This is a genomic window from Pseudomonas sp. 210_17 TE3656 (assembly GCF_054821965.1).
The window spans coordinates 344,409-362,408 of the sequence record NZ_JBTRBC010000001.1 but is presented as its reverse complement, the minus strand read 5'-3'; the positions used below and the strand labels follow the sequence as shown (position 1 = coordinate 362,408).

The following is an 18,000-nucleotide window of genomic DNA, read 5'->3' as shown; positions in this document are numbered from 1 at the left end:
CCTGTGGGAGCTGGCGATAGCCGGCGATGAGATCGCTGCGGTGTCAGTTAGTGCGCGGTGTCAGCATCGCCGGCTGTCGCCAGCTCCCACAATTAAGCAAGTCGATATCTCAGATCGACAGGTTAAGCATCCGCTCACCCTGCGAGCTGGCAGCCGGCTGACGTCGGTTGACCGCCAGTTCACCGATCTTGATCAAGCGGCTGCGGGTGATGTTGCGGCTAAGCCCCAGCAGGTTGGCCGTGTGTACCTGGTTGTGGTGACTGAAGCGGTAGGCTGCACGCAGCAGGGCGTCCTCGACTTTTTCGTGCAGTGCCCCCGGTGCCTGCTCGAAAAGCTTCTGGAACGCCCGCTCAAGCAATCCTTCCGCCGAGTCGTCAGCGCCGCTGTTGTCGTCGGCGCGTTCGATGCGCATGTTCGACAGGCGCAGGTCCTCTTCGCGGATCACCCCGTCACGGCAGATCAGCAGGGTGTGATGGATGACGTTCTCCAGCTCGCGAATATTGCCCGGCCAGCCATAGCTGCGTAGCTTCGCCTCGGCCTGCGCGCTGAGGCTGACCTGGCCATAGCCCAGGCGCTGGCTGTAGGCCCGGATGAAGTGGCGCACCAGCGGCAGGATGTCGCCCGGGCGTTCGCGCAGCGGCACCAGCTCAAGGTTGACCACGTCCAGGCGGTAATACAGGTCCTCGCGAAAATGCCCGGCATTGATGGCTTTTTCCAGCTGCACGTTGGTTGCCGCCAACACCCGCACATCGATGGGGATGCTTTTGCGTGAGCCCAGGCGCACTACTTCGCGCTCCTGTAGCACCCGCAGCAACTTGACCTGAATAGCCATCGGCAGGTCGCCGATTTCATCGAGGAACAAGGTGCCGCCATTGGCCTCTTCGAACCAGCCCGCCTTGGCGCTGAGGGCACCGGTGAAGGCGCCTTTTTCATGGCCGAACAGTTCAGCCTCCACCAACGACTCGGAGAATGCTCCGCAGTTGACCGCCACGAACGGTTTGTCGCGGCGTCCGCTGAGGTTGTGGATGTGACGGGCCACCAGCTCTTTGCCAGTGCCGGTCTCGCCGATGATCAGCACGCTGGCTTCACTGGGCGCAACCTGCTGCAGGTGCGCCAGCAGGGCCTGGGATTTCGGGTCTTCGAACACTTGTGCGGTGGCACGGATCGAAGTGGCCAGGGCCGGTGACGGCGGTAGGGTGAGCAATTGCATGGGGTTCACACTATGAGTAGAAGGTCGGAGTCGGCAATTGCCCGCGCAGGGCCCATTCACCGAGTTCGTGTAGCTTGTAGTCGAGTGGGTCGTGCAAGCTCTGGGTCCGCAGGTTGCGCCAGTGGCGGTCGAGCCCGACCGACGCCTGGGTGGCGCGTGCACCGGTGACCTCGAAGACCTTGCTGCAAATGGCCAGGCCATCGCGGTTGGCCGCGACCTTGGCGGTAGCGATGCTCACGGCCAGGCGACCGCGTTGTTCGGCGGTCAATGCCGCGCCTTTGGCCCAGGCTTGATCAAGCGCGTTGGCAGCCTGTTCGACCAACACCTTGGCACCTTGCAGACGTACCCAGAAGTCGCCGAAGTGCTGGAGCACATAAGGATCGGCGCTACTGTGCTCAGCCTGGGACTTGAACCATGGCCGCGATTCCGTCAGGGCGTAATGGCGCGCCTCTTCGAAGGCGCCTTCGGCGATGCCGAGAAACACATGGGCGAAATGCAACTGGGCAATCAACGGTCGCAGGCAGGCAAAGGGCGTGCTCAGCGGGCCAGGATCGAGCAGCAGGTCACTTTCCTCGACCCGCACCCGCTCGAAACTGGCGCTGCCACTGTCGGTCTGGCGTTGGCCCATGTTGTTCCAGTCGTTGTGCAGGGTGATGCCGCTACGACCGCTGGGAATGGCCGCGATCAACAGCTTGCCGCCGGCGCTTTCATCCACGGCCGAAGCGATCAGCATCTGTGAGTCGCTGGCGCCGGAGCAGAAGCTTTTCTTGCCGGAGAACTCGCGAAAGCTGCCGCGATCCTTGACCACGGTGCGCGCGTCCAGCGGGTTGAGGGCATTGCCCCAGAACCAGTTTTTACGCGCGGTCAGTTCGAACCAGGGTTGCCATTGGGCCGGGGTGGCGAACAGGCGTACAGTGGCCAGCATCAAGTGATGAAAGCCGAAGACATGGGCCAGGGAGCTGTCGACCCGGGCAAATTCGCGCACCACTTCGAAGGTTTGCGTCCAGCTGCCGCCCAGACCGCCGAACTCACGGGGGATGCTCAAGGCCAGCAGACCACTGCGGCGAATGGCGTCGCGCTCATTTTTTGGGGTGCCGCCTTCTCGGTCGCGCTCGACTACTGTGCGGGCGAATTCGCTGGCCAATGCCCGAGCGGTCTGCAACGGGGTGTTGGGGGTGATGTGCAAGGCTGCGCTCACTTGAACGATGAGAGATGCACTGATGCTAAATGATCTAAAAAATCAAAAATAAATAACTTATAGGTCTTTCGATATGCTTGTTTTATATTCGAAATAGATCTAATTAAGTAAATATTTATTCTTTTTAATTTTATTTGATCCAGCGCACTCTGCACCTCAAGCACTGCGCCGCAGTGCATCCCGGAACGAGGAAGCAGAGCATGACCATCAAGGCGATCAACGTACGCAATCAGTTCAAGGGCACGGTCAAGGAGATCATCGAAGGGCCAGTGGTGTCGGAAATCGATGTGCAAACCTCCGCAGGTATTGTCACCTCGGTGATCACCACCCGTTCGGTGCACGAGCTGGAGTTGCGGGTGGGCAGTGAAGTGATTGCCTTCGTCAAATCCACCGAGGTGTCGATCGCCAAGCTATGAGGGTTTGCGCGTCAGCTCGAAGCGACACACCTGTCCACCGCGCAGCATGCATTCCAGGTGCTGCACCTTACCCCCGCCAAGGCTGCCGATCAGCGCCAGGTCGAGCTCACAGACTTCAGGGTGAGCTTCGGCCAGCTGATGAAATACGCAGTTGTGGGCGACGATTTGCGCAGGCGCGCCCCCGGAGCGGAAAAATACTTCGGATTCATAGCCGACATCTTTCATGTGCGCGGCAATCTGCTGTTCATCGAGCCGTGTAGCGCTCAGGTCCGCAGCCATTTTCTCGCCCAGACTGCGCATCAACTGCACCAGCGCTTCGTGGCCGATCAGGTTGGCGACTTCATCGATCAACAGGTTGGCCAGCAAGTGATAGTGGCGCGGGAACAACTCCCTGCCATGCGCGCTGAGGCGATACAACTGCTCGGGGCGGCGGCCAGTGGCGCGCAGATCGCCGCGCACCACCAGACCGTCACGTTCCAGGGCCGCCAGGTGCTGGCGCACAGCTGTGCGGGTGACCGACAGCTGGCTGGCCAGTTCTTCGATGCTCATACCGGCAGCCGTGTACAGCAAGGCTGACAGCAGATCCTGTTGGGTACGTCCCAGACCTTCGAACATCGACAGACCTCGCTCAGAACTTGTTCGGGAACTGTTTGACCAGTGCCGCCGTCAACGCGTCGGCCAACCCGAGAATATGCTCGCGCATGTGATGCCAGGTGGCCGCTTCTGCCTTGTAGTCTTTTTTCCCGAGTTCGTCGATCTGCGCAATATGGTGACCGCCATGAGCGGCGAGCATCGTATCGAGCGTTGCTTCCGGCAAGTTGGGGTTGGCCGTGGCGAGGAACTTGGCCAGGGCCTTGGCATTGCTGCCCAGGTCGTTGACCGCTGCCTGTTTACCGGAAGCCGACTGGCTGACACTGGCATCACTGTACTGCTTGACCGCGCCCCAATGGCCGGCGAGCAGTTTCAGCAACTGGTCGGCGGCAGGCTGGCCGTAGAGTGGGGCGATGCTGTTGGCAATCGCGGTGGCATTACTGACCACCTCCTGGCTGGCGACATCGGCCTGTTGACGATTGCCGGCCTGATTGGCGATGGCGTAATTGCGAATCCAGAAAATATGCTCGACCCATAGGTCGCGCAGGGCCAGGCGGGTGCTCAGGGCGGCGGATTCGGCTTGCGGAGCAGAGTATTGAGCCGCAGGGCTCAAGGTAGGAAGCGCACACAAAGCTGCAAGCAGCAGCACAACTGACAGTTTGATCTTCATGGCAGTACCCTCGGAGGGTGAAGTGGCCTACAAGATCAATTACAGCATAAAAATATGTCGTTATTGATTGGAGCGCCGAACGGTTGTTGCCCACCGTCAAAGCGGTGGGCAATCGTGAGTTCAGCTCAGGAGTGAGTTGCTTCGGGCAGGATCATCCGTGCCGGGGCCTGAGCGGCCTTGCCACGGGCTACCAGGTAATACAGCACGCTCGGCACCACCAGGCCGATGATCCACGACACATCGACACCACCGAGGTGAGCAACCATGGGGCCGGTGTAGAGTTTGGTGGAAATGAACGGCATCTGCACCAGTACGCCAATGGTGTAGACGATGATGCCCGGCATGTTCCAGCGCCCGTAGCGGCCATTGGGGTCGGCCAGGGCCGGCACGTCGTAGCGTTCCTTGGTGATGAAGTAGTAATCGACCAGGTTGACTGCGCTCCAGGGTACGAAGAAGGTCAGCAGGAACAGGATGAACGACTTGAACGCGAGGAGGAACGAGTGTTGGCCGAGCAGGGCGATCAGGGTCGAGGCGCCGACGATGCCGAGGACGAAGAACAGACGCTGACGGCGGCTGACTTCAATATGCCCGCGAAAGCCACTGATGATGGTGGCGATGCACATGAAGCTGCCGTAGGAGTTGAGGGTGGAGATGGTCACCTTGCCGAAGGCGATGCTGAAATACAGCAGCGCGGCGGTGGCGCCGGTGCCCCCGAGGCCGACGATATAGGCCACTTCACGGCCGGAGAACTGGCCGTTGGCGATGGCTGCGGCAAACACCCCGAGCACCATCGACGCCTGGGAACCGACTACCGAGCCCAGGCCTGCGGCAAGGAAGGTCTTGAACGACGAAGTGCGGCTGGGCAGGTAGCGCGAATAGTCCGCCACATAAGGGCCGAAGGAGATCTGCCAGGACGCCGACAATGACACCGCAAGCAGGAACGAAGTCCAGGTGAAGTGACGGTTTTGCAGGAGCTCGCTGATGTCGCTGATGACCATGATGCGGCTGAACAGGTAAACGAATGCGATGATCCCCAGTACGCTGGCAATCCGCCCGATCCAGTGGATCATGCGATAGCCGAACACCGTGGCCAGGACGATCACGGCGGCGAAAATCAGGATCCCGGCGCTGTCGCTGACGCTGAGCAACTGGCCGATCGCCTGGCCTGACAGCACCGTGCCGGTGGCGGTGAAACCCAGGTACATCAGGCACACCAGGGCAATCGGGATGGCCGCGCCATAGACACCGAACTGCACCCGACTGGAAATCATCTGCGGCAAGCCCAGTTTGGGCCCTTGAGCGGCGTGCAGGGCCATGACCGCGCCGCCGACCAGTTGGCCGATCAGCAAGCCGATCAACGACCAGAACACATCACCGCCGAGCACCACGGCCAGGGCCCCGGTGACGATTGCAGTGATCTGCAGGTTGGCACCCAGCCACAGGGTGAACTGACTGTACAGGCGTCCGTGCCGTTCATTTTCCGGGATGTAGTCGATCGAGCGACGTTCGATCAAGGGCTTGCTGCGCGAGGCGCTGGCCTGGGTCATTGCTGTGGATCTCCGCATATTGTTGTTGTCGAGCGGTCGGGTCACCGGCCGGACGCAGGGCGGGCGACGTCAGCAGATGTGAGCATGTATATACAATTACAGTCAAGTGTGTGCGTCGTGATGCCGCCGCTCTGCTACGCTGCAGTTTTTCAGCCTCAGCAGTGTTCAAAACCCATGCCTGAATCAACAGCGGAACCTCAAGCGGTCTGCAGCCCGATCACTCGCAGCGCGATCTTCATCGTCGCCACGCTCAAGCCCGGGCCTGAAGCTGCCGAATGTGTACGCGGGTGGTGTGCCGATGTCGCCGGGCTGACCCGTTCGGTGGGCAAGCGCGTGCCGGGCGGCAACCTCTCGTGCGTCTGTGGCTTTGCTGACAGCGCCTGGGACCGCCTGTTCGGTGATCCGCGTCCGGCGGCCTTGCACCCCTTTCGCGAGTTCGGTCCAGAGCAGCGCCGTGCCCTGGCAACACCGGGTGACCTGCTGTTGCATATCCGCGCCGAACACATGGACCTGTGCTTCGAACTGGCCACGCAATTGATGGCGGCGCTGGGCGATGCGGTGACCGTGGTCGATGAGGTTCAGGGTTTTCGTTATTTCGACATGCGCAGCATCATCGGGTTTGTCGACGGCACGGAAAACCCGGTCGGGCGCAAGGCAGAGCACTTCACCCTGATTGGCGCTGAAGACCCGGCCTTCAGCGCAGGCAGTTATGTGTTAGTGCAGAAGTACCTGCACAACATGCAGGCGTGGAACGCGCTGACTGTCGAGGCCCAGGAAGGCGTGATCGGCCGTACCAAACTGGCTGATATCGAACTCGACGAATCGGTCAAACCCAGTAGCTCGCACAGCGCGTTGACGGTCCTTGAGCAGGACGGCGAGGAAGTGAAGATCCTGCGCGACAACATGCCGTTCGGCCGTCCTGGTGCCGGGGAGTTCGGCACCTACTTCATTGGCTATGCGCGTTCTCCCGAGCCGATCGAGCAGATGCTCGAAAACATGTTTGTCGGTAAACCTGCAGGTAACTACGACCGCTTGCTCGACTTCAGTACGGCGGTCACCGGTGGCCTGTTTTTCGTACCTTCAGCCGATGTGCTCGAAGCGCTTGCCGAGCGCACCGGCTAATCGGTACATGCGCGTTGTCAGTGGCTGTCGAGCAGTGCTTTGACTTCGGCAAAGCACTTCTCCGCGAGGGCCGAGCGCGGTTCGCTACGGCGCAGCAGCAGGCCGATCGGGGCATGCACGCTGGCGCTGGCAATCGGCACGATACGAATGTGTTCGCTCAATTCATCCAGGCCGCTTTGCAGCGGCATGATCGCGCAGCAGATGCCGGCGCAGATCGCCTGGATCAACTGGTAGGTAGAGTCGCTCTCCAGCACCGGTTGCGGGTGCAGGCCCCGGCTTCGGAAACTCAGGTCGACGGATTGGCGGTAGTGCATGCCCTTGGACAGCATCCCCAGGGGGATATCGCTGACTGCCTCCCACGGCAGTTCGGGTTGGTCAAAGTGATAGTGGCGCGTGTCGTACAGCAGGCCCATGCTGGTAGCGCCCAGTTCGATGACCTCGAAGAAGCTGGTATTGATCTGGTCCAGATAGCAGATACCGAGGTCGAGCTGGTTGCGGCTCAAACCATCGATGACCTGTTCCGAGCTCAGTGACGAGAGCTGGAAATGCAGCTCTGGGTAGCGCTGGGCCAGGGGCGTGAGGAAACTCATCGGGTTGATGCTCGACAACGGCACCATGCCCAGGCGCAGGTTGCCGACGATCTGCCCGCGGCAGCTGGCAGCTTCGGCCTGCAGGCCGTCGTAGGCCGCCAGCAGGGTCCGGGCCCAGGCCAGGATGCGCTCGCCGGCTTCGGTGAAACCTTCAAAACGTTGGCCGCGGGTTACCAGCACCAGGTCCAGCTCGTCCTCCAGGTTGCGCAGGCGCATGGACAGCGTCGGCTGGGTGACGTGGCACAGCGCAGCGGCCTGGCCGAAGTGTCTGGTCTGATCCAGGGCGATGAGAAACTTGAGTTGTTTGATGTCCATGGCGCGGCCTGGCAAGTGGTATGGGGTTCAGCATAGTGCGGTTACGCAACCCTACTCGCAGGGCAAAAGTACGTCCAATGAGTATGAGTGACCGGCTGATAAGTGCGGTCGATGAAGCGGGTGGTTGTGGTGTTTCGCCAATAGAGGGTGTCGATAGGCTGTTGTGAACTATCGATTGGACGGCTTTTGTTTTAGTCACTAGTTTCCCCGAAGATTACTCTTCGACCCTGAGGCTATTACATGAGTGTGAAAATGGATGCGGTTTTTGTACCGGTCAACATCGCCGTACTGACCGTCAGTGATACCCGCACTTTTGCGACCGACACCTCCGGCGAATTGCTGGCGACTCGCGCCGTGGAAATGGGCCATCGCCTGGTGGCCCGTGAGCTGGTCAAGGACGATGTCTACAAAATCCGTGCGCAGGTGGCGACCTGGATCGCCGACGACCAGGTGCAGGTGGTGCTGGTGACCGGTGGCACCGGTTTTACCGCCCGCGACAGCACCCCCGAGGCGGTGGCCTGTTTGCTCGACAAGCATATCGACGGGTTTGGCGAGTTGTTCCGCGCCTTGTCGATCCTCGACATCGGCACCTCCACGGTACAGACCCGCGCCTTGGCCGGGCTGGCCAATGGCACGCTGGTGTGCTGCCTGCCGGGCTCGACCGGTGCCTGCCGCACGGCGTGGGAAGGCATTCTGGCCGAGCAGCTCGATGCCCGTCACCGTCCCTGCAACTTTGTTGCCCACCTCAAGCCCGGCAATCTGTGCGGGTCGCGTCAAGAGCAATGAACAAGGGTGGGGGATGCCAGTGGGAGCGGTCTTGCCCCGCGATACGATTTGGCTGACAGACCGCAATCGCGGGGCAAGCCCGCTCCCACAGCAAGCCCGCTCCCACCCTATGCCCTCAACTGAGGACGAAGTCCACTGGCTGCAGGGGCGCAGGCAGGTCGGTGTGACCTGCCGCTGAGAGAATTTCCCGTTCGATCGTACGCACCATGGCATCGGTAGGCAGGTCGTTTTCATCGTGCCCGAACGGGTCTTCCAGCTCATCGCTGATGGCGTCCAGGCCGAAGAAGGTGTAGCTGACAATCGCCGTGAAGATCGGCGCCAGCCAACCCAGCGGCTGGGCCATGGCGAACGGCAGCAGCACGCAGAAGATGTAGATCGTGCGGTGCAGCAGCAAGGTGTAGGGGAAGGGCAAGGGTGTGCTTTTGATCCGCTCACAAACGGCCTGGGCTTCGGACAGCCCGTGCAAGCGCTGCTCAAGTGCCATGTAGCGCCATTCACTGATGGTGTTTTCTTCGGCCAGACGCGAACAGATCCTGCCTGTCTCTTGCAGGATTGCATCGCTGATGTTGTGAGCGGGCAGGGCGGATACACCAGGCACCCATTTGCGCGCGACGTGCTGTTCGTCTTCGCCCCGTAACCTGGCGTTCAGCGCATGGGCATAACCGCACAGATTCAGCAGCAGGCTTTCGCGCAGTTGCCGATCGGTGATGATGCAGCTTTCGCGAATGAACGAGCGTATTTCGATGATCACCTGACCCCAGGCTTTGCGGCCTTCCCACCAGCGCTCGTAGCAGGCGTTGTTGCGAAAGCTCATGAAAATCGACAGCGAGATGCCGAGCAACGTGAAGGGCGTGGCGTTGACCCGGGAAAACAGCGCCGGGTGCAGGTTCTCGATCAGGACGATCAGCGAAGCCAGTGCGGTGACCATGACAGTGCGCCGGGCGATGCGCTTGGCTATCGAACCTTTGAGGGAGATCAGGACGTTGAGCAGGTTGGGTTTGGGGTGAACGATCATCAGGGTTCCGTTAGCCGCCGGTCATGTTCATGAAGCGCAGGATCTGCACGTCGCCGTTGATGTCGAAGTGGTGACGGTAGGGCTTGAGGGTCATGGCGTCGCGAATGGCCTTGTCCAGCCGGGCGCTGTCGCCGGGGTGCGCGCGCAGCACCTGCTTCAGGTCGCTGGCGTGCTCGTTGCCCAGACACAGCAACAAACGCCCTTCGACGGTCAGGCGCACGCGGTTGCAGCTGCCGCAGAAGTTATGGCTGTGGGGCGAAATGAAACCGATGCGAATCTGCGGCGCTTCGGCCAGGCGCCAGTAACGTGAAGGGCCCTGGGTGGATTCAGCCGATTCGATCAAGGTGAATTGTTCCGCGATGCGCGCGCGGACTTCATCGCTCGAGCAGTAGGACTCGCTGCGCTGGTGCTCACTGATGACCCCCAGGGGCATTTCTTCGATGAAGGAAATGTCCAGCTCGCGGTCGATGGCAAAGCGCACCAGGTCATTGATTTCGCCGTCGTTGCGGCCCTTGAGCACCACGCAATTGAGTTTGGTGCGGCGAAAGCCGGCTGCGCGCGCGGCGTCGATACCGGCGATCACCTGATGCAGATCGCCGGTGCGGGTAAGCGCTTTGAAGCGCTGCGGGTCGAGGCTGTCGAGGCTGATGTTCAGGCGCGACAGCCCGGCATCGAACAAGGGTTTGGCCAGGCGTACAAGTTGTGAGCCATTGCTGGTCATGCATAGCTCGCGCAACCCCGGCAGCGCCGCGACGCGTGTGCACAGCTCGACAATGCCGCTGCGCACCAGTGGCTCACCGCCGGTCAGGCGGATCTTGCGGGTGCCCATGGCGACGAAGCGCTCGGCCACTTGATACAGCTCTTCAAGGGTCAGAATGCGTTGGCGCGGCAGGAACTGCATGTCTTCAGCCATGCAGTAGACGCAACGGAAATCGCAACGATCGGTCACCGACATCCTCAGGTAATCAATCTTTCTATTGAAGCCATCGACCAATGTAGTGTCGTTTGCATTCACGGTTGCGATTACCTCTTTTAATTTCATGTCGGTTATTGCGGTGAACGCATGGGGTGCAAATAAATTAAATAATCAGGGTGTCTTGTATCGAGCATAGGGAGCTGTGGGAGTGACGTCAAATTGCTTTTAGTGACTAATTGATAAGTGTCGTCTATCACTGCTGTTGGCCCCGTATTCTGTGGCTTCTGGCTGTGATAGAGGGTTTTGATCGGTCTGTAATTACTTTCGATTGGACGCGTAGGAATTGGCTCAATAGCCTGAAAGGGTAAATGAAACGGGAAGGCAGTTAGTGTCCGGCTGATTGTTGTTTATATGGCAGCTTGATTTAGTCGTATAGCGGCCCTTGCCTTGAGATTAATTAATCTCTGCGTGCATATCGAGGATTACCCTGATGAGTCAAGACGAACACATCAAAAACTATAATGCCCCGGCAGCCGGTTGGGGCGCGCTGAAAAGCGTTACCAAGAGCTGGCTGGGCAGTGAGAATGCTTTCAAAAACCTGCGGGTGATGCTCAAGACCAACCAGAACGGCGGCTTCGATTGCCCGGGTTGTGCCTGGGGCGAGTCGCCTGAAGATGGCATGGTCAAGTTCTGTGAGAACGGTGCCAAGGCGGTCAACTGGGAGTCCACCGGTCGTGCTGTCGACCCGATGTTCTTCTCGCGCTACAGCGTCAGCGCACTCGCCGGGCAGAGCGACTACTGGCTCGAATACCAGGGCCGCCTGACACACCCGATGCGCTATGACGCGGCCACCGATCATTACCTTGAAACCTCGTGGGATGAGGCCTTTGCCCTGGTCGCTCAACACCTCAACGGCCTCGACTCGCCTGACCAGGCCGAGTTCTACACCTCCGGTCGCGCCAGTAACGAGGCGGCGTTCCTCTACCAGCTGTTCGTACGGGCCTTCGGCACCAATAACTTTCCCGACTGCTCGAACATGTGCCACGAGGCCAGCGGCGTAGGGATGGGCGAAACCCTCGGGGTAGGCAAGGGCACTGTGGTGTTCCACGACCTGGAGGAGGCGGACGCGATTTTCGTCATCGGCCAGAACCCCGGCACTAACCACCCGCGCATGCTGGAACCGCTGCGCGAAGCGGTCAAACGTGGCGCCCAGGTGGTCTGCTTCAACCCGCTCAAGGAGCGCGGCCTGGAACGCTTCCAGCATCCGCAGCATCCTTTCGAAATGCTCAGCAACGGCTCCGAACCGACCAACACCGCGTACTTCCGGCCTGCCCTGGGCGGCGACATGGCGGTGATGCGCGGCATCGCCAAGTTCCTGCTCAAGTGGGAACGTGAGGCCCAGGCCAATGGCGAACCGGCGGTGTTCGACCATGCCTTCATTGCCGAGCATACCTCGGGCGTGGATGCCTACCTGGCGCAGGTCGATGCCACCAGTTGGGAGCACATCGTCGAGCAATCCGGCCTGAGCCTGGCCGAGCTGGAACTGGCGGCGCGCATGTACCGGCGTGCCGAGCGGGTGGTGATGTGCTGGGCAATGGGCGTTACCCAGCACCGCCATTCGGTGCCCACCGTGCAGGAAATCATCAACCTGCAACTGCTGCGCGGCAACGTCGGCAAACCGGGGGCCGGGCTTTCGCCGGTGCGCGGTCACAGCAACGTACAGGGCGACCGCACCATGGGCATCGACGAGCAACCGCCTGCGCGGCTGCTTGATGCCCTGGAGCAGCGTTTCCGCTTTCAGGTGCCACGCGCACATGGCCATAACGCGGTGCTGGCGATCCAGGCGATGGAGGAAAAACGTGCCAAGGTGTTCATCGCCCTGGGCGGCAACTTCGCTCAGGCCACCCCTGATACGCCGCGCACTCACGACGCCTTGCGCAACTGCGAGTTGACCGTACACATCGCCACCAAGCTCAATCGGTCGCACCTGGTCACCGGCCGTGATGCGTTGATCCTGCCGTGCCTTGGACGCACCGAAATCGATGTGCAGGCTGAAGGCCCGCAGGGCGTTACCGTGGAAGACACCTTCAGCATGGTGCATATCTCCTACGGCCAGCTCAAACCGAGCTCGCCGCTGCAACGTTCGGAGCCATCGATCATTGCCGGTATCGCCAAGGCCACCTTGGGTGACCGGCCGATCGATTGGGAATGGACAGTGGCCGACTACAGCCGTATCCGTGATCTGATCGCCGACACCATCCCGGGCTTCGAGGATTTCAACGCCCGTTTGCAGCATCCCGGTGGCTTCCATCTGGGTAACCCCGCCGCCGAACGGCAGTGGAACACCGCCTCTGGCAAGGCCCAGTTCACCCCGAGCCTGTTGCCGGAGCAGTTGATCAATGAGGCGGTGCTGGCGCGTGGCGACAAGCCTGATCTGGTGCTGCAGACCTTGCGTTCCCATGACCAGTACAACACCACCTTATATGGCCTGGATGACCGTTATCGCGGCGTGTTTGGCCTGCGTGAGGTGATCTTCGCCAATGAGCAGGACATTCGCCGCCTGGGCTTCAAACCCAACGAGAAGGTCGACCTGGTGTCGCTCTGGGAAGATGACCGCGAGCGCCGTGTGAGCGGCTTTACCCTGGTGGCCTACGACATTCCCTGCGGTCAGGCCGCAGCGTACTACCCGGAGACCAATCCACTGGTGCCGCTGGAAAGCTACGGCGACCGCACATTCACGCCAACCTCGAAGTTCATCGCCATCAAACTTGAGAAGGCGCGGGACAACAACCGGATTGCGTCGGCGAACCTCTGATCGTTACGCCGTTTGCGTTATTTGACTTGAAGCGTTGAGCGCCCACGGCAGCTCCAGCGGGCTGCCGTGTCCGGGCGTGCGCGCGTCTGCAAGGATTTCCTCATGAACACTCTGGGTGCGTTGGACCTGGCGCGGATTCAATTCGCGTTCACCGTCTCGTTCCACATCATCTTCCCGGCCATCACCATCGGCCTGGCCAGTTTTCTGGCCGTGCTCGAAGGCTGCTGGCTGAAGAGCAATAACCGGGTCTACAAAGACCTCTACCATTTCTGGTCGAAGATATTTGCCGTCAACTTCGGCATGGGCGTGGTCTCGGGGCTGGTCATGGCCTACGAATTCGGCACCAACTGGGCACGCTTCTCTGATTTCGCCGGCAGCGTCACCGGGCCTCTGCTGACTTATGAGGTACTCACTGCGTTCTTCCTCGAGGCCGGGTTCCTCGGGGTGATGCTGTTTGGTTGGGACCGGGTGGGGCGGCGCCTGCATTTCTTTGCCACGGTGATGGTGGCCATCGGTACGCTGATCTCGATGTTCTGGATCTTGTCGTCCAACAGCTGGATGCAGACACCGCAGGGGATCGAGATCATTGATGGCCGGGTGGCACCGGTGGACTGGTTCAAGATCGTCTTCAACCCGTCGTTTCCTTATCGCCTGATGCACATGGCGCTGGCGGCGTTTCTGTCCACCGCGTTGTTTGTCGGCGCCTCGGCGGCCTGGCACCTGCTGCGCGGCAACGACTCGGCGCAGATCAGGAAGATGCTGTCGATGGCCATGTGGATGATCCTGATTGCCACGCCGGTGCAGATCGTCGTCGGTGATGCCCATGGTCTGAACACCCTCAAGCATCAACCGGCGAAAATCGCTGCCATCGAAGGCCACTGGGAGAACAAGCCCGGCGAGCCGTCACCGCTGGTGCTGTTCGGGTTGCCTGACATGGACGCCGAGACCACGCACTACAACATCGAAATCCCCTACCTGGGCAGCCTGATCCTCACCCACAGCTTGGACAAACAGATCCCGGCGCTCAAGAGCTTTGCCAAACAGGACCGGCCCAACTCCACCATCATTTTCTGGAGTTTCCGGATCATGGCCGGGCTCGGCATGTTGATGCTTGGCTGTGCACTGCTGGCCCTGGTGCTGCGGTGCAACGGTGCGCTGTATCGCAACAGGCTGTTCCTGTGGTTCGCCCTGCTGATGGGGCCCTCCGGTCTGATTGCCCTGCTGGCCGGCTGGTTCACCACCGAAGTGGGGCGTCAGCCCTGGGTGGTCTACGGCCTGATGCGCACCACGCAAGCGGCGTCCAATCACAGTGCCATGCAGATGAGCGTGACCCTGGCACTGTTCGTGGTCATTTACTTCTCGGTGTTCACCGTTGGCATTGGCTACATGATGCGCCTGGTCCGCAAGGGGCCGAAGGCCTGTGTGGCGCATGACGTCACGCCTGCCGACACCCTGCTAGCAACTTCCCGCAGACCGCTGTCTGCCGCCGACTGAGAGGGACTGGAACATGGCAATTCAAGGTATCGACCTGTCGATCATTTGGGCAGTCATCATCGCCTTCGGCCTGATGATGTACGTGATCATGGATGGCTTTGACCTGGGGCTGGGCATCCTTTTTCCGCTGATTTCCGACTCCAGCGAGCGCGATGTGATGATGAATACCGTCGCGCCGGTCTGGGATGGTAACGAGACCTGGGCGGTGCTCGGTGCGGCGGCGTTGTACGGAGCGTTTCCGTTGGCCTATTCGGTGATCCTCGAGGCGCTCTATCTGCCGTTGGTGCTGGTGCTGGCCGGGCTGATCTTTCGTGGCGTGGCGTTCGAGTTTCGCTTCAAGGCGAGCGCGCAAAAGCGTCACTGGTGGGATAAAGCATTTATTGGTGGTTCGATCCTGGCGACTTTTTTTCAGGGGGTGGCAATCGGTACCTACATCAGTGGTATCCCGGTGGTCGACCGTCAGTTTGCCGGCAGCGCCCTGGACTGGCTGGCGCCATTCCCGCTGTTCTGTGGCCTGGGCCTGATCCTGACCTACGCACTGTTGGGCAGTACCTGGCTGCTGATCAAGACAGAGGGCATGCTCGAGTCGCGCATGCGTCACTACAGCCGTCCGCTGGCGTACCTGCTGGCACTGGTCATTGCGATCATCTGTGGCTGGACGGCAATGATCCATGACGATATCGCCCAGCGCTGGTTCGCTGGCAGTCACGGGTTGCGTTCTGCTGCCATTGCCGTGCTGGCCGTGGCCGCGGTGCTGGTGATCCAGAAGAGCTTGCGCAAACGTCACTCGCACTGGCCGTTCATCGCGGTGGTTGCCCTGGTGTTCCTCGGCTACCTGGGACTGGCCATCAGCATCTGGCCGAACATCGTGCCGCCCGGGATCAGCCTGTGGCAGGCCGCATCGCCAGCGTCGAGTCAGCTGTTTGCCTTGATCGGGGCGCTGTTCATCATTCCGGTCATCCTCGTGTACACCTTCTGGAGCTACCACGTGTTTCGCGGCAAGGTGAAGGTGGGGGACGCCTATCACTGAGGTCGTTCAGGGCCTTCGCATCGCGGGGCAAGCCCGCTCCCACAGAGGCATGCGCTCCCACCTGAAAATGTCTACCCTGTTGCGAAATATTACAAAACAGGATGGGGAACATGCCGTTAAAGGACTTGCTGCTGGCACTGGTGGTGATCGTTGTCTGGGGCGTCAATTTCGTGGTGATCAAGGTGGGCCTGGACGGCCTGCCGCCGATGTTGCTGGGGGCATTGCGCTTCGCCTTGGTGGCGTTCCCGGCGGTGTTGCTGGTCAAACGACCACAGTTGCCCTGGCGCTGGTTGATTGCCTATGGCGCAACGATCTCGCTGGGGCAGTTCGCCTTTCTCTTCGAGGCAATGAACAATGGCATGCCACCGGGGCTGGCTTCGTTGGTGCTACAGTCCCAGGCCTTTTTCACCCTGTTTTTTGCCGCGTTTTTTCTGGGCGAGCGACTGCGTGCGGCCAGCGTCCTGGGGCTGCTGGTCGCGGCAGGTGGATTGGCCCTGATCGGCAGCGAGAACGGCGCCAGCGTGCCGTTCTTTGCGTTGCTGTTGACGCTGTGTGCAGCGTCGATGTGGGCCATGGGCAATATCATCACCCGGCGCTTCGGCAATATCGATCTGGTCGCCCTGGTGATCTGGGGCGGACTGATTCCACCGCTACCGTTCTTCGCCTTGTCCTGGTGGCTGGAAGGGCCGGCGCTGATCGAAAGCGCCCTGCGCGGGATTGGCTGGAGTTCGATCCTGTCTCTTGCGTACCTGGCATTTATCGCCACCATGCTTGGCTACAGCTTGTGGGGGCAGTTGTTGTCGCGCTATCCGGCCGGCAAGGTGGCACCGTTTTCGTTGCTGGTACCGGTAGTGGGTTTGAGCTCGTCGGCGCTGCTGCTGGGTGAGCGCCTGACGCCCATGCAGGGCTGGGGTGCGCTGCTGGTCATGGCCGGGTTGCTGATCAATGTCTTTGGCCCGCGTTTGCTGGCTGCCCGAATCGCGGCGCAAGGCAACGCCTGAACAGGGCAACAGCTTGTGCATTGCCCGGTGCAGCCCTAATATCCAAGTTCAAACTTGTGTATTAGGACTGGCAATCAAATGGATTTGCACACCTCCCTGTGGCTGTTTCAGGCCACCCTCGCGTCCGGATTGAGTCTCTGGCTGTGTATTGCAGTACTCAACAATCTTCAGGCCTTTCGCGCATCCGTCGGTGCAGTAGGGGCGACCATGGCCATGGCGCCCTTGCGTCAGGCGCCGGCCATTGATATCCCGTTGCTCGGCCGCGCCCTGCATTCGCCTGCCTGGCACCGCATCGCCTTGCTGCTGGTGCTGGTGCTGCAGGTCATCGCTGCAGGGGCTGCACTGACCGGTAGCTACCTGTTGCTGGTCGAGACCGATCTGGTGCAAGCCCGCCCGTGGTTGAACCTGGCGCTAAGCGCGTTTCTCGGCTTTACCTTCAGCATGCTCTTGGGTGGCCTTTGGTTCGGTTACTGGATTCGTCAGGAAGGCTTGCAACTGACCCATCTGGTGCTGGTGCTCTGGGCCTTGCTGGCCTTTGTGGTGTTCAACCTGCCTTGGGCGTAGGGGAATGCCGTGGGCTGACCCGATACACACAACGGCGTTGGCCCGACAGCAGATGTTCACAACGTTCGACCAGCGCCTGTTCGCCGAGCACCGCTTGAAACACCTGCAGCTCCGAGCGGCAGAAACCCTGGCAGCGGCTGGCGGCGACGCAAATCGGACAGTGGTTCTCGATGATCAGCCAGCCGTTGTCGCAGGCCTGCATTTCGGCCATGTAGCCGGCCTGTTCGCGCAACTGCACCAGGGTACGCACCTTGTCTTCCAGGTTGTGCAGTTGACTGCAGGCTTGTTGGTATTCGGCGCGATGGGTCGCTTCCATACGCTGGATCAGTTGCTCGACACCGTCGCTGCCGAACACCTGCTCGACGCTTTCGATCAGTTGCAGGGTCAGCACACTGTGCGCATCCGGAAAGCGCCGTTGCGCGGTCTCGGTCAGTAACCATTTCTGTGAGGGCCGACCGGCGCCGTTGGCTGGCGCGCTGATGCCGCTGATCAGCTGCGCTGCCTGCAGCTTCTGAACGTGTTGGCGCGCGGCCTCGAAGCTGATCTGCAGCAGGCTGGCCAGGTCGGTGGTCTTCAGCGCGCCGCGGGTCTTGAGCAGAAACAGGATGCGCTCGGCGGTGGAGTTGCTGGCGTCGGTGGCGGTCGGGGTCATGGAAGGGCGGTCGTCATGCACATGGAAAGTCCAGGATTGTATTGAATGAGCGCTGAAAATGCCGCGCT

The 18,000-nt window shown here is 60.7% G+C and carries 17 protein-coding genes; 8 read left to right on the top strand and 9 right to left on the bottom strand.

Annotation, left to right across the window (positions count from 1 at the left end):
• Positions 1-109: 109 nt before the first annotated feature.
• Together ACVI9W_RS01750 and ACVI9W_RS01745 are read right to left on the bottom strand one after the other, a co-directional pair.
• Entirely contained in the window at positions 110-1,210 is a 1,101-nt protein-coding gene (locus ACVI9W_RS01750; RefSeq protein WP_422415720.1) for a sigma-54 interaction domain-containing protein, read from the bottom strand.
• Positions 1,211-1,220: 10 nt separating this feature from the next.
• Positions 1,221-2,396, bottom strand: coding sequence for an acyl-CoA dehydrogenase family protein (locus tag ACVI9W_RS01745; protein WP_461528981.1), 1,176 nt, complete (start codon positions 2,394-2,396; stop codon positions 1,221-1,223).
• Between the two features lie 212 nt (positions 2,397-2,608).
• Here ACVI9W_RS01745 and ACVI9W_RS01740 point away from each other — a divergent pair, with 212 nt between their 5' ends.
• Positions 2,609-2,824, top strand: a complete 216-nt coding sequence (locus ACVI9W_RS01740; protein WP_010227092.1) for a TOBE domain-containing protein — start codon at positions 2,609-2,611, stop codon at positions 2,822-2,824.
• Here the strand turns inward: ACVI9W_RS01740 and ACVI9W_RS01735 are convergent.
• From ACVI9W_RS01735 to ACVI9W_RS01725, 3 genes are all read right to left on the bottom strand, one after another.
• Positions 2,819-3,439 carry a helix-turn-helix transcriptional regulator gene (locus tag ACVI9W_RS01735; RefSeq protein ID WP_461528980.1) on the bottom strand — a complete coding sequence of 207 codons (621 nt, stop codon included), beginning with the start codon at positions 3,437-3,439 and terminating at the stop codon, positions 2,819-2,821. The two genes, ACVI9W_RS01740 and ACVI9W_RS01735, sit on opposite strands and share 6 nt — an antisense overlap.
• Before the next feature lie 13 nt (positions 3,440-3,452).
• Complete coding sequence (locus ACVI9W_RS01730) at positions 3,453-4,085, bottom strand: hypothetical protein (RefSeq protein ID WP_461528979.1); 633 nt, start codon at positions 4,083-4,085, stop codon at positions 3,453-3,455.
• Positions 4,086-4,210: 125 nt separating this feature from the next.
• The gene (locus tag ACVI9W_RS01725) at positions 4,211-5,632 is read right to left on the bottom strand and encodes a purine-cytosine permease family protein (RefSeq protein WP_461528978.1); all 1,422 of its coding nucleotides are present in this window, start codon (positions 5,630-5,632) and stop codon (positions 4,211-4,213) included.
• A gap of 174 nt (positions 5,633-5,806) precedes the next feature.
• Here ACVI9W_RS01725 and ACVI9W_RS01720 point away from each other — a divergent pair, with 174 nt between their 5' ends.
• The gene (locus ACVI9W_RS01720) at positions 5,807-6,754 is read left to right on the top strand and encodes a Dyp-type peroxidase (protein WP_461528977.1); all 948 of its coding nucleotides are present in this window, start codon (positions 5,807-5,809) and stop codon (positions 6,752-6,754) included.
• Positions 6,755-6,771: 17 nt separating this feature from the next.
• Here ACVI9W_RS01720 and ACVI9W_RS01715 read toward each other — a convergent pair whose 3' ends face one another.
• Positions 6,772-7,659: a LysR family transcriptional regulator gene (locus ACVI9W_RS01715; RefSeq protein WP_422415712.1), complete on the bottom strand. Its 888-nt coding sequence runs from the start codon at positions 7,657-7,659 to the stop codon at positions 6,772-6,774.
• A 240-nt stretch (positions 7,660-7,899) separates the two neighbouring features.
• Here ACVI9W_RS01715 and moaB point away from each other — a divergent pair, with 240 nt between their 5' ends.
• Positions 7,900-8,445: a molybdenum cofactor biosynthesis protein B gene (moaB, locus tag ACVI9W_RS01710; protein ID WP_038611825.1), complete on the top strand. Its 546-nt coding sequence runs from the start codon at positions 7,900-7,902 to the stop codon at positions 8,443-8,445.
• 115 nt (positions 8,446-8,560) lie between these two features.
• Here moaB and ACVI9W_RS01705 read toward each other — a convergent pair whose 3' ends face one another.
• On the bottom strand, positions 8,561-9,460 hold the full coding sequence (locus ACVI9W_RS01705; protein WP_038611823.1) for a bestrophin family protein: 900 nt from the start codon (positions 9,458-9,460) through the stop codon (positions 8,561-8,563).
• A 10-nt stretch (positions 9,461-9,470) separates the two neighbouring features.
• Positions 9,471-10,502, bottom strand: coding sequence for a GTP 3',8-cyclase MoaA (moaA, locus tag ACVI9W_RS01700; protein WP_461528976.1), 1,032 nt, complete (start codon positions 10,500-10,502; stop codon positions 9,471-9,473).
• A gap of 364 nt (positions 10,503-10,866) precedes the next feature.
• On the opposite strand from moaA, the gene ACVI9W_RS01695 reads away from it, so the two are divergent.
• The 5 genes from ACVI9W_RS01695 to ACVI9W_RS01675 all read left to right on the top strand — a co-directional run bounded on the left by ACVI9W_RS01695 (position 10,867) and on the right by ACVI9W_RS01675 (position 17,280).
• Positions 10,867-13,191, top strand: a complete 2,325-nt coding sequence (locus ACVI9W_RS01695) for an FdhF/YdeP family oxidoreductase (protein WP_461528975.1) — start codon at positions 10,867-10,869, stop codon at positions 13,189-13,191.
• 102 nt (positions 13,192-13,293) lie between these two features.
• Positions 13,294-14,685, top strand: coding sequence for a cytochrome ubiquinol oxidase subunit I (locus ACVI9W_RS01690; protein WP_461528974.1), 1,392 nt, complete (start codon positions 13,294-13,296; stop codon positions 14,683-14,685).
• Positions 14,686-14,698: 13 nt separating this feature from the next.
• Entirely contained in the window at positions 14,699-15,715 is a 1,017-nt protein-coding gene (cydB, locus tag ACVI9W_RS01685; protein WP_461528973.1) for a cytochrome d ubiquinol oxidase subunit II, read from the top strand.
• A 110-nt stretch (positions 15,716-15,825) separates the two neighbouring features.
• Positions 15,826-16,716: an EamA family transporter gene (locus ACVI9W_RS01680; protein ID WP_461528972.1), complete on the top strand. Its 891-nt coding sequence runs from the start codon at positions 15,826-15,828 to the stop codon at positions 16,714-16,716.
• 78 nt (positions 16,717-16,794) lie between these two features.
• Positions 16,795-17,280, top strand: a complete 486-nt coding sequence (locus ACVI9W_RS01675) for a DUF2165 family protein (protein ID WP_461528971.1) — start codon at positions 16,795-16,797, stop codon at positions 17,278-17,280.
• Here ACVI9W_RS01675 and ACVI9W_RS01670 read toward each other — a convergent pair.
• Positions 17,261-17,932: a helix-turn-helix transcriptional regulator gene (locus ACVI9W_RS01670; RefSeq protein WP_191831620.1), complete on the bottom strand. Its 672-nt coding sequence runs from the start codon at positions 17,930-17,932 to the stop codon at positions 17,261-17,263. The genes ACVI9W_RS01675 and ACVI9W_RS01670 overlap by 20 nt on opposite strands.
• Between the last annotated feature and the right edge of the window lie 68 nt (positions 17,933-18,000).

Bases quoted from the DNA above. Each gene is read 5' to 3' on its own strand.
- ACVI9W_RS01675 (WP_461528971.1), top strand. From the start codon at position 16,795: ATGGATTTGCACACCTCCCTGTGGCTGTTTCAGGCCACCCTCGCGTCC.
- ACVI9W_RS01680 (WP_461528972.1), top strand. From the start codon at position 15,826: ATGCCGTTAAAGGACTTGCTGCTGGCACTGGTGGTGATCGTTGTCTGG.
- ACVI9W_RS01690 (WP_461528974.1), top strand. From the start codon at position 13,294: ATGAACACTCTGGGTGCGTTGGACCTGGCGCGGATTCAATTCGCGTTC.
- moaA (WP_461528976.1), bottom strand. From the start codon at position 10,502: ATGAAATTAAAAGAGGTAATCGCAACCGTGAATGCAAACGACACTACA.
- ACVI9W_RS01740 (WP_010227092.1), top strand. From the start codon at position 2,609: ATGACCATCAAGGCGATCAACGTACGCAATCAGTTCAAGGGCACGGTC.
- ACVI9W_RS01750 (WP_422415720.1), bottom strand. From the start codon at position 1,210: ATGCAATTGCTCACCCTACCGCCGTCACCGGCCCTGGCCACTTCGATC.
- ACVI9W_RS01720 (WP_461528977.1), top strand. From the start codon at position 5,807: ATGCCTGAATCAACAGCGGAACCTCAAGCGGTCTGCAGCCCGATCACT.
- ACVI9W_RS01695 (WP_461528975.1), top strand. From the start codon at position 10,867: ATGAGTCAAGACGAACACATCAAAAACTATAATGCCCCGGCAGCCGGT.
- moaB (WP_038611825.1), top strand. From the start codon at position 7,900: ATGAGTGTGAAAATGGATGCGGTTTTTGTACCGGTCAACATCGCCGTA.
- ACVI9W_RS01670 (WP_191831620.1), bottom strand. From the start codon at position 17,932: ATGACCCCGACCGCCACCGACGCCAGCAACTCCACCGCCGAGCGCATC.
- ACVI9W_RS01705 (WP_038611823.1), bottom strand. From the start codon at position 9,460: ATGATCGTTCACCCCAAACCCAACCTGCTCAACGTCCTGATCTCCCTC.
- ACVI9W_RS01725 (WP_461528978.1), bottom strand. From the start codon at position 5,632: ATGACCCAGGCCAGCGCCTCGCGCAGCAAGCCCTTGATCGAACGTCGC.
- cydB (WP_461528973.1), top strand. From the start codon at position 14,699: ATGGCAATTCAAGGTATCGACCTGTCGATCATTTGGGCAGTCATCATC.
- ACVI9W_RS01730 (WP_461528979.1), bottom strand. From the start codon at position 4,085: ATGAAGATCAAACTGTCAGTTGTGCTGCTGCTTGCAGCTTTGTGTGCG.
- ACVI9W_RS01735 (WP_461528980.1), bottom strand. From the start codon at position 3,439: ATGTTCGAAGGTCTGGGACGTACCCAACAGGATCTGCTGTCAGCCTTG.
- ACVI9W_RS01715 (WP_422415712.1), bottom strand. From the start codon at position 7,659: ATGGACATCAAACAACTCAAGTTTCTCATCGCCCTGGATCAGACCAGA.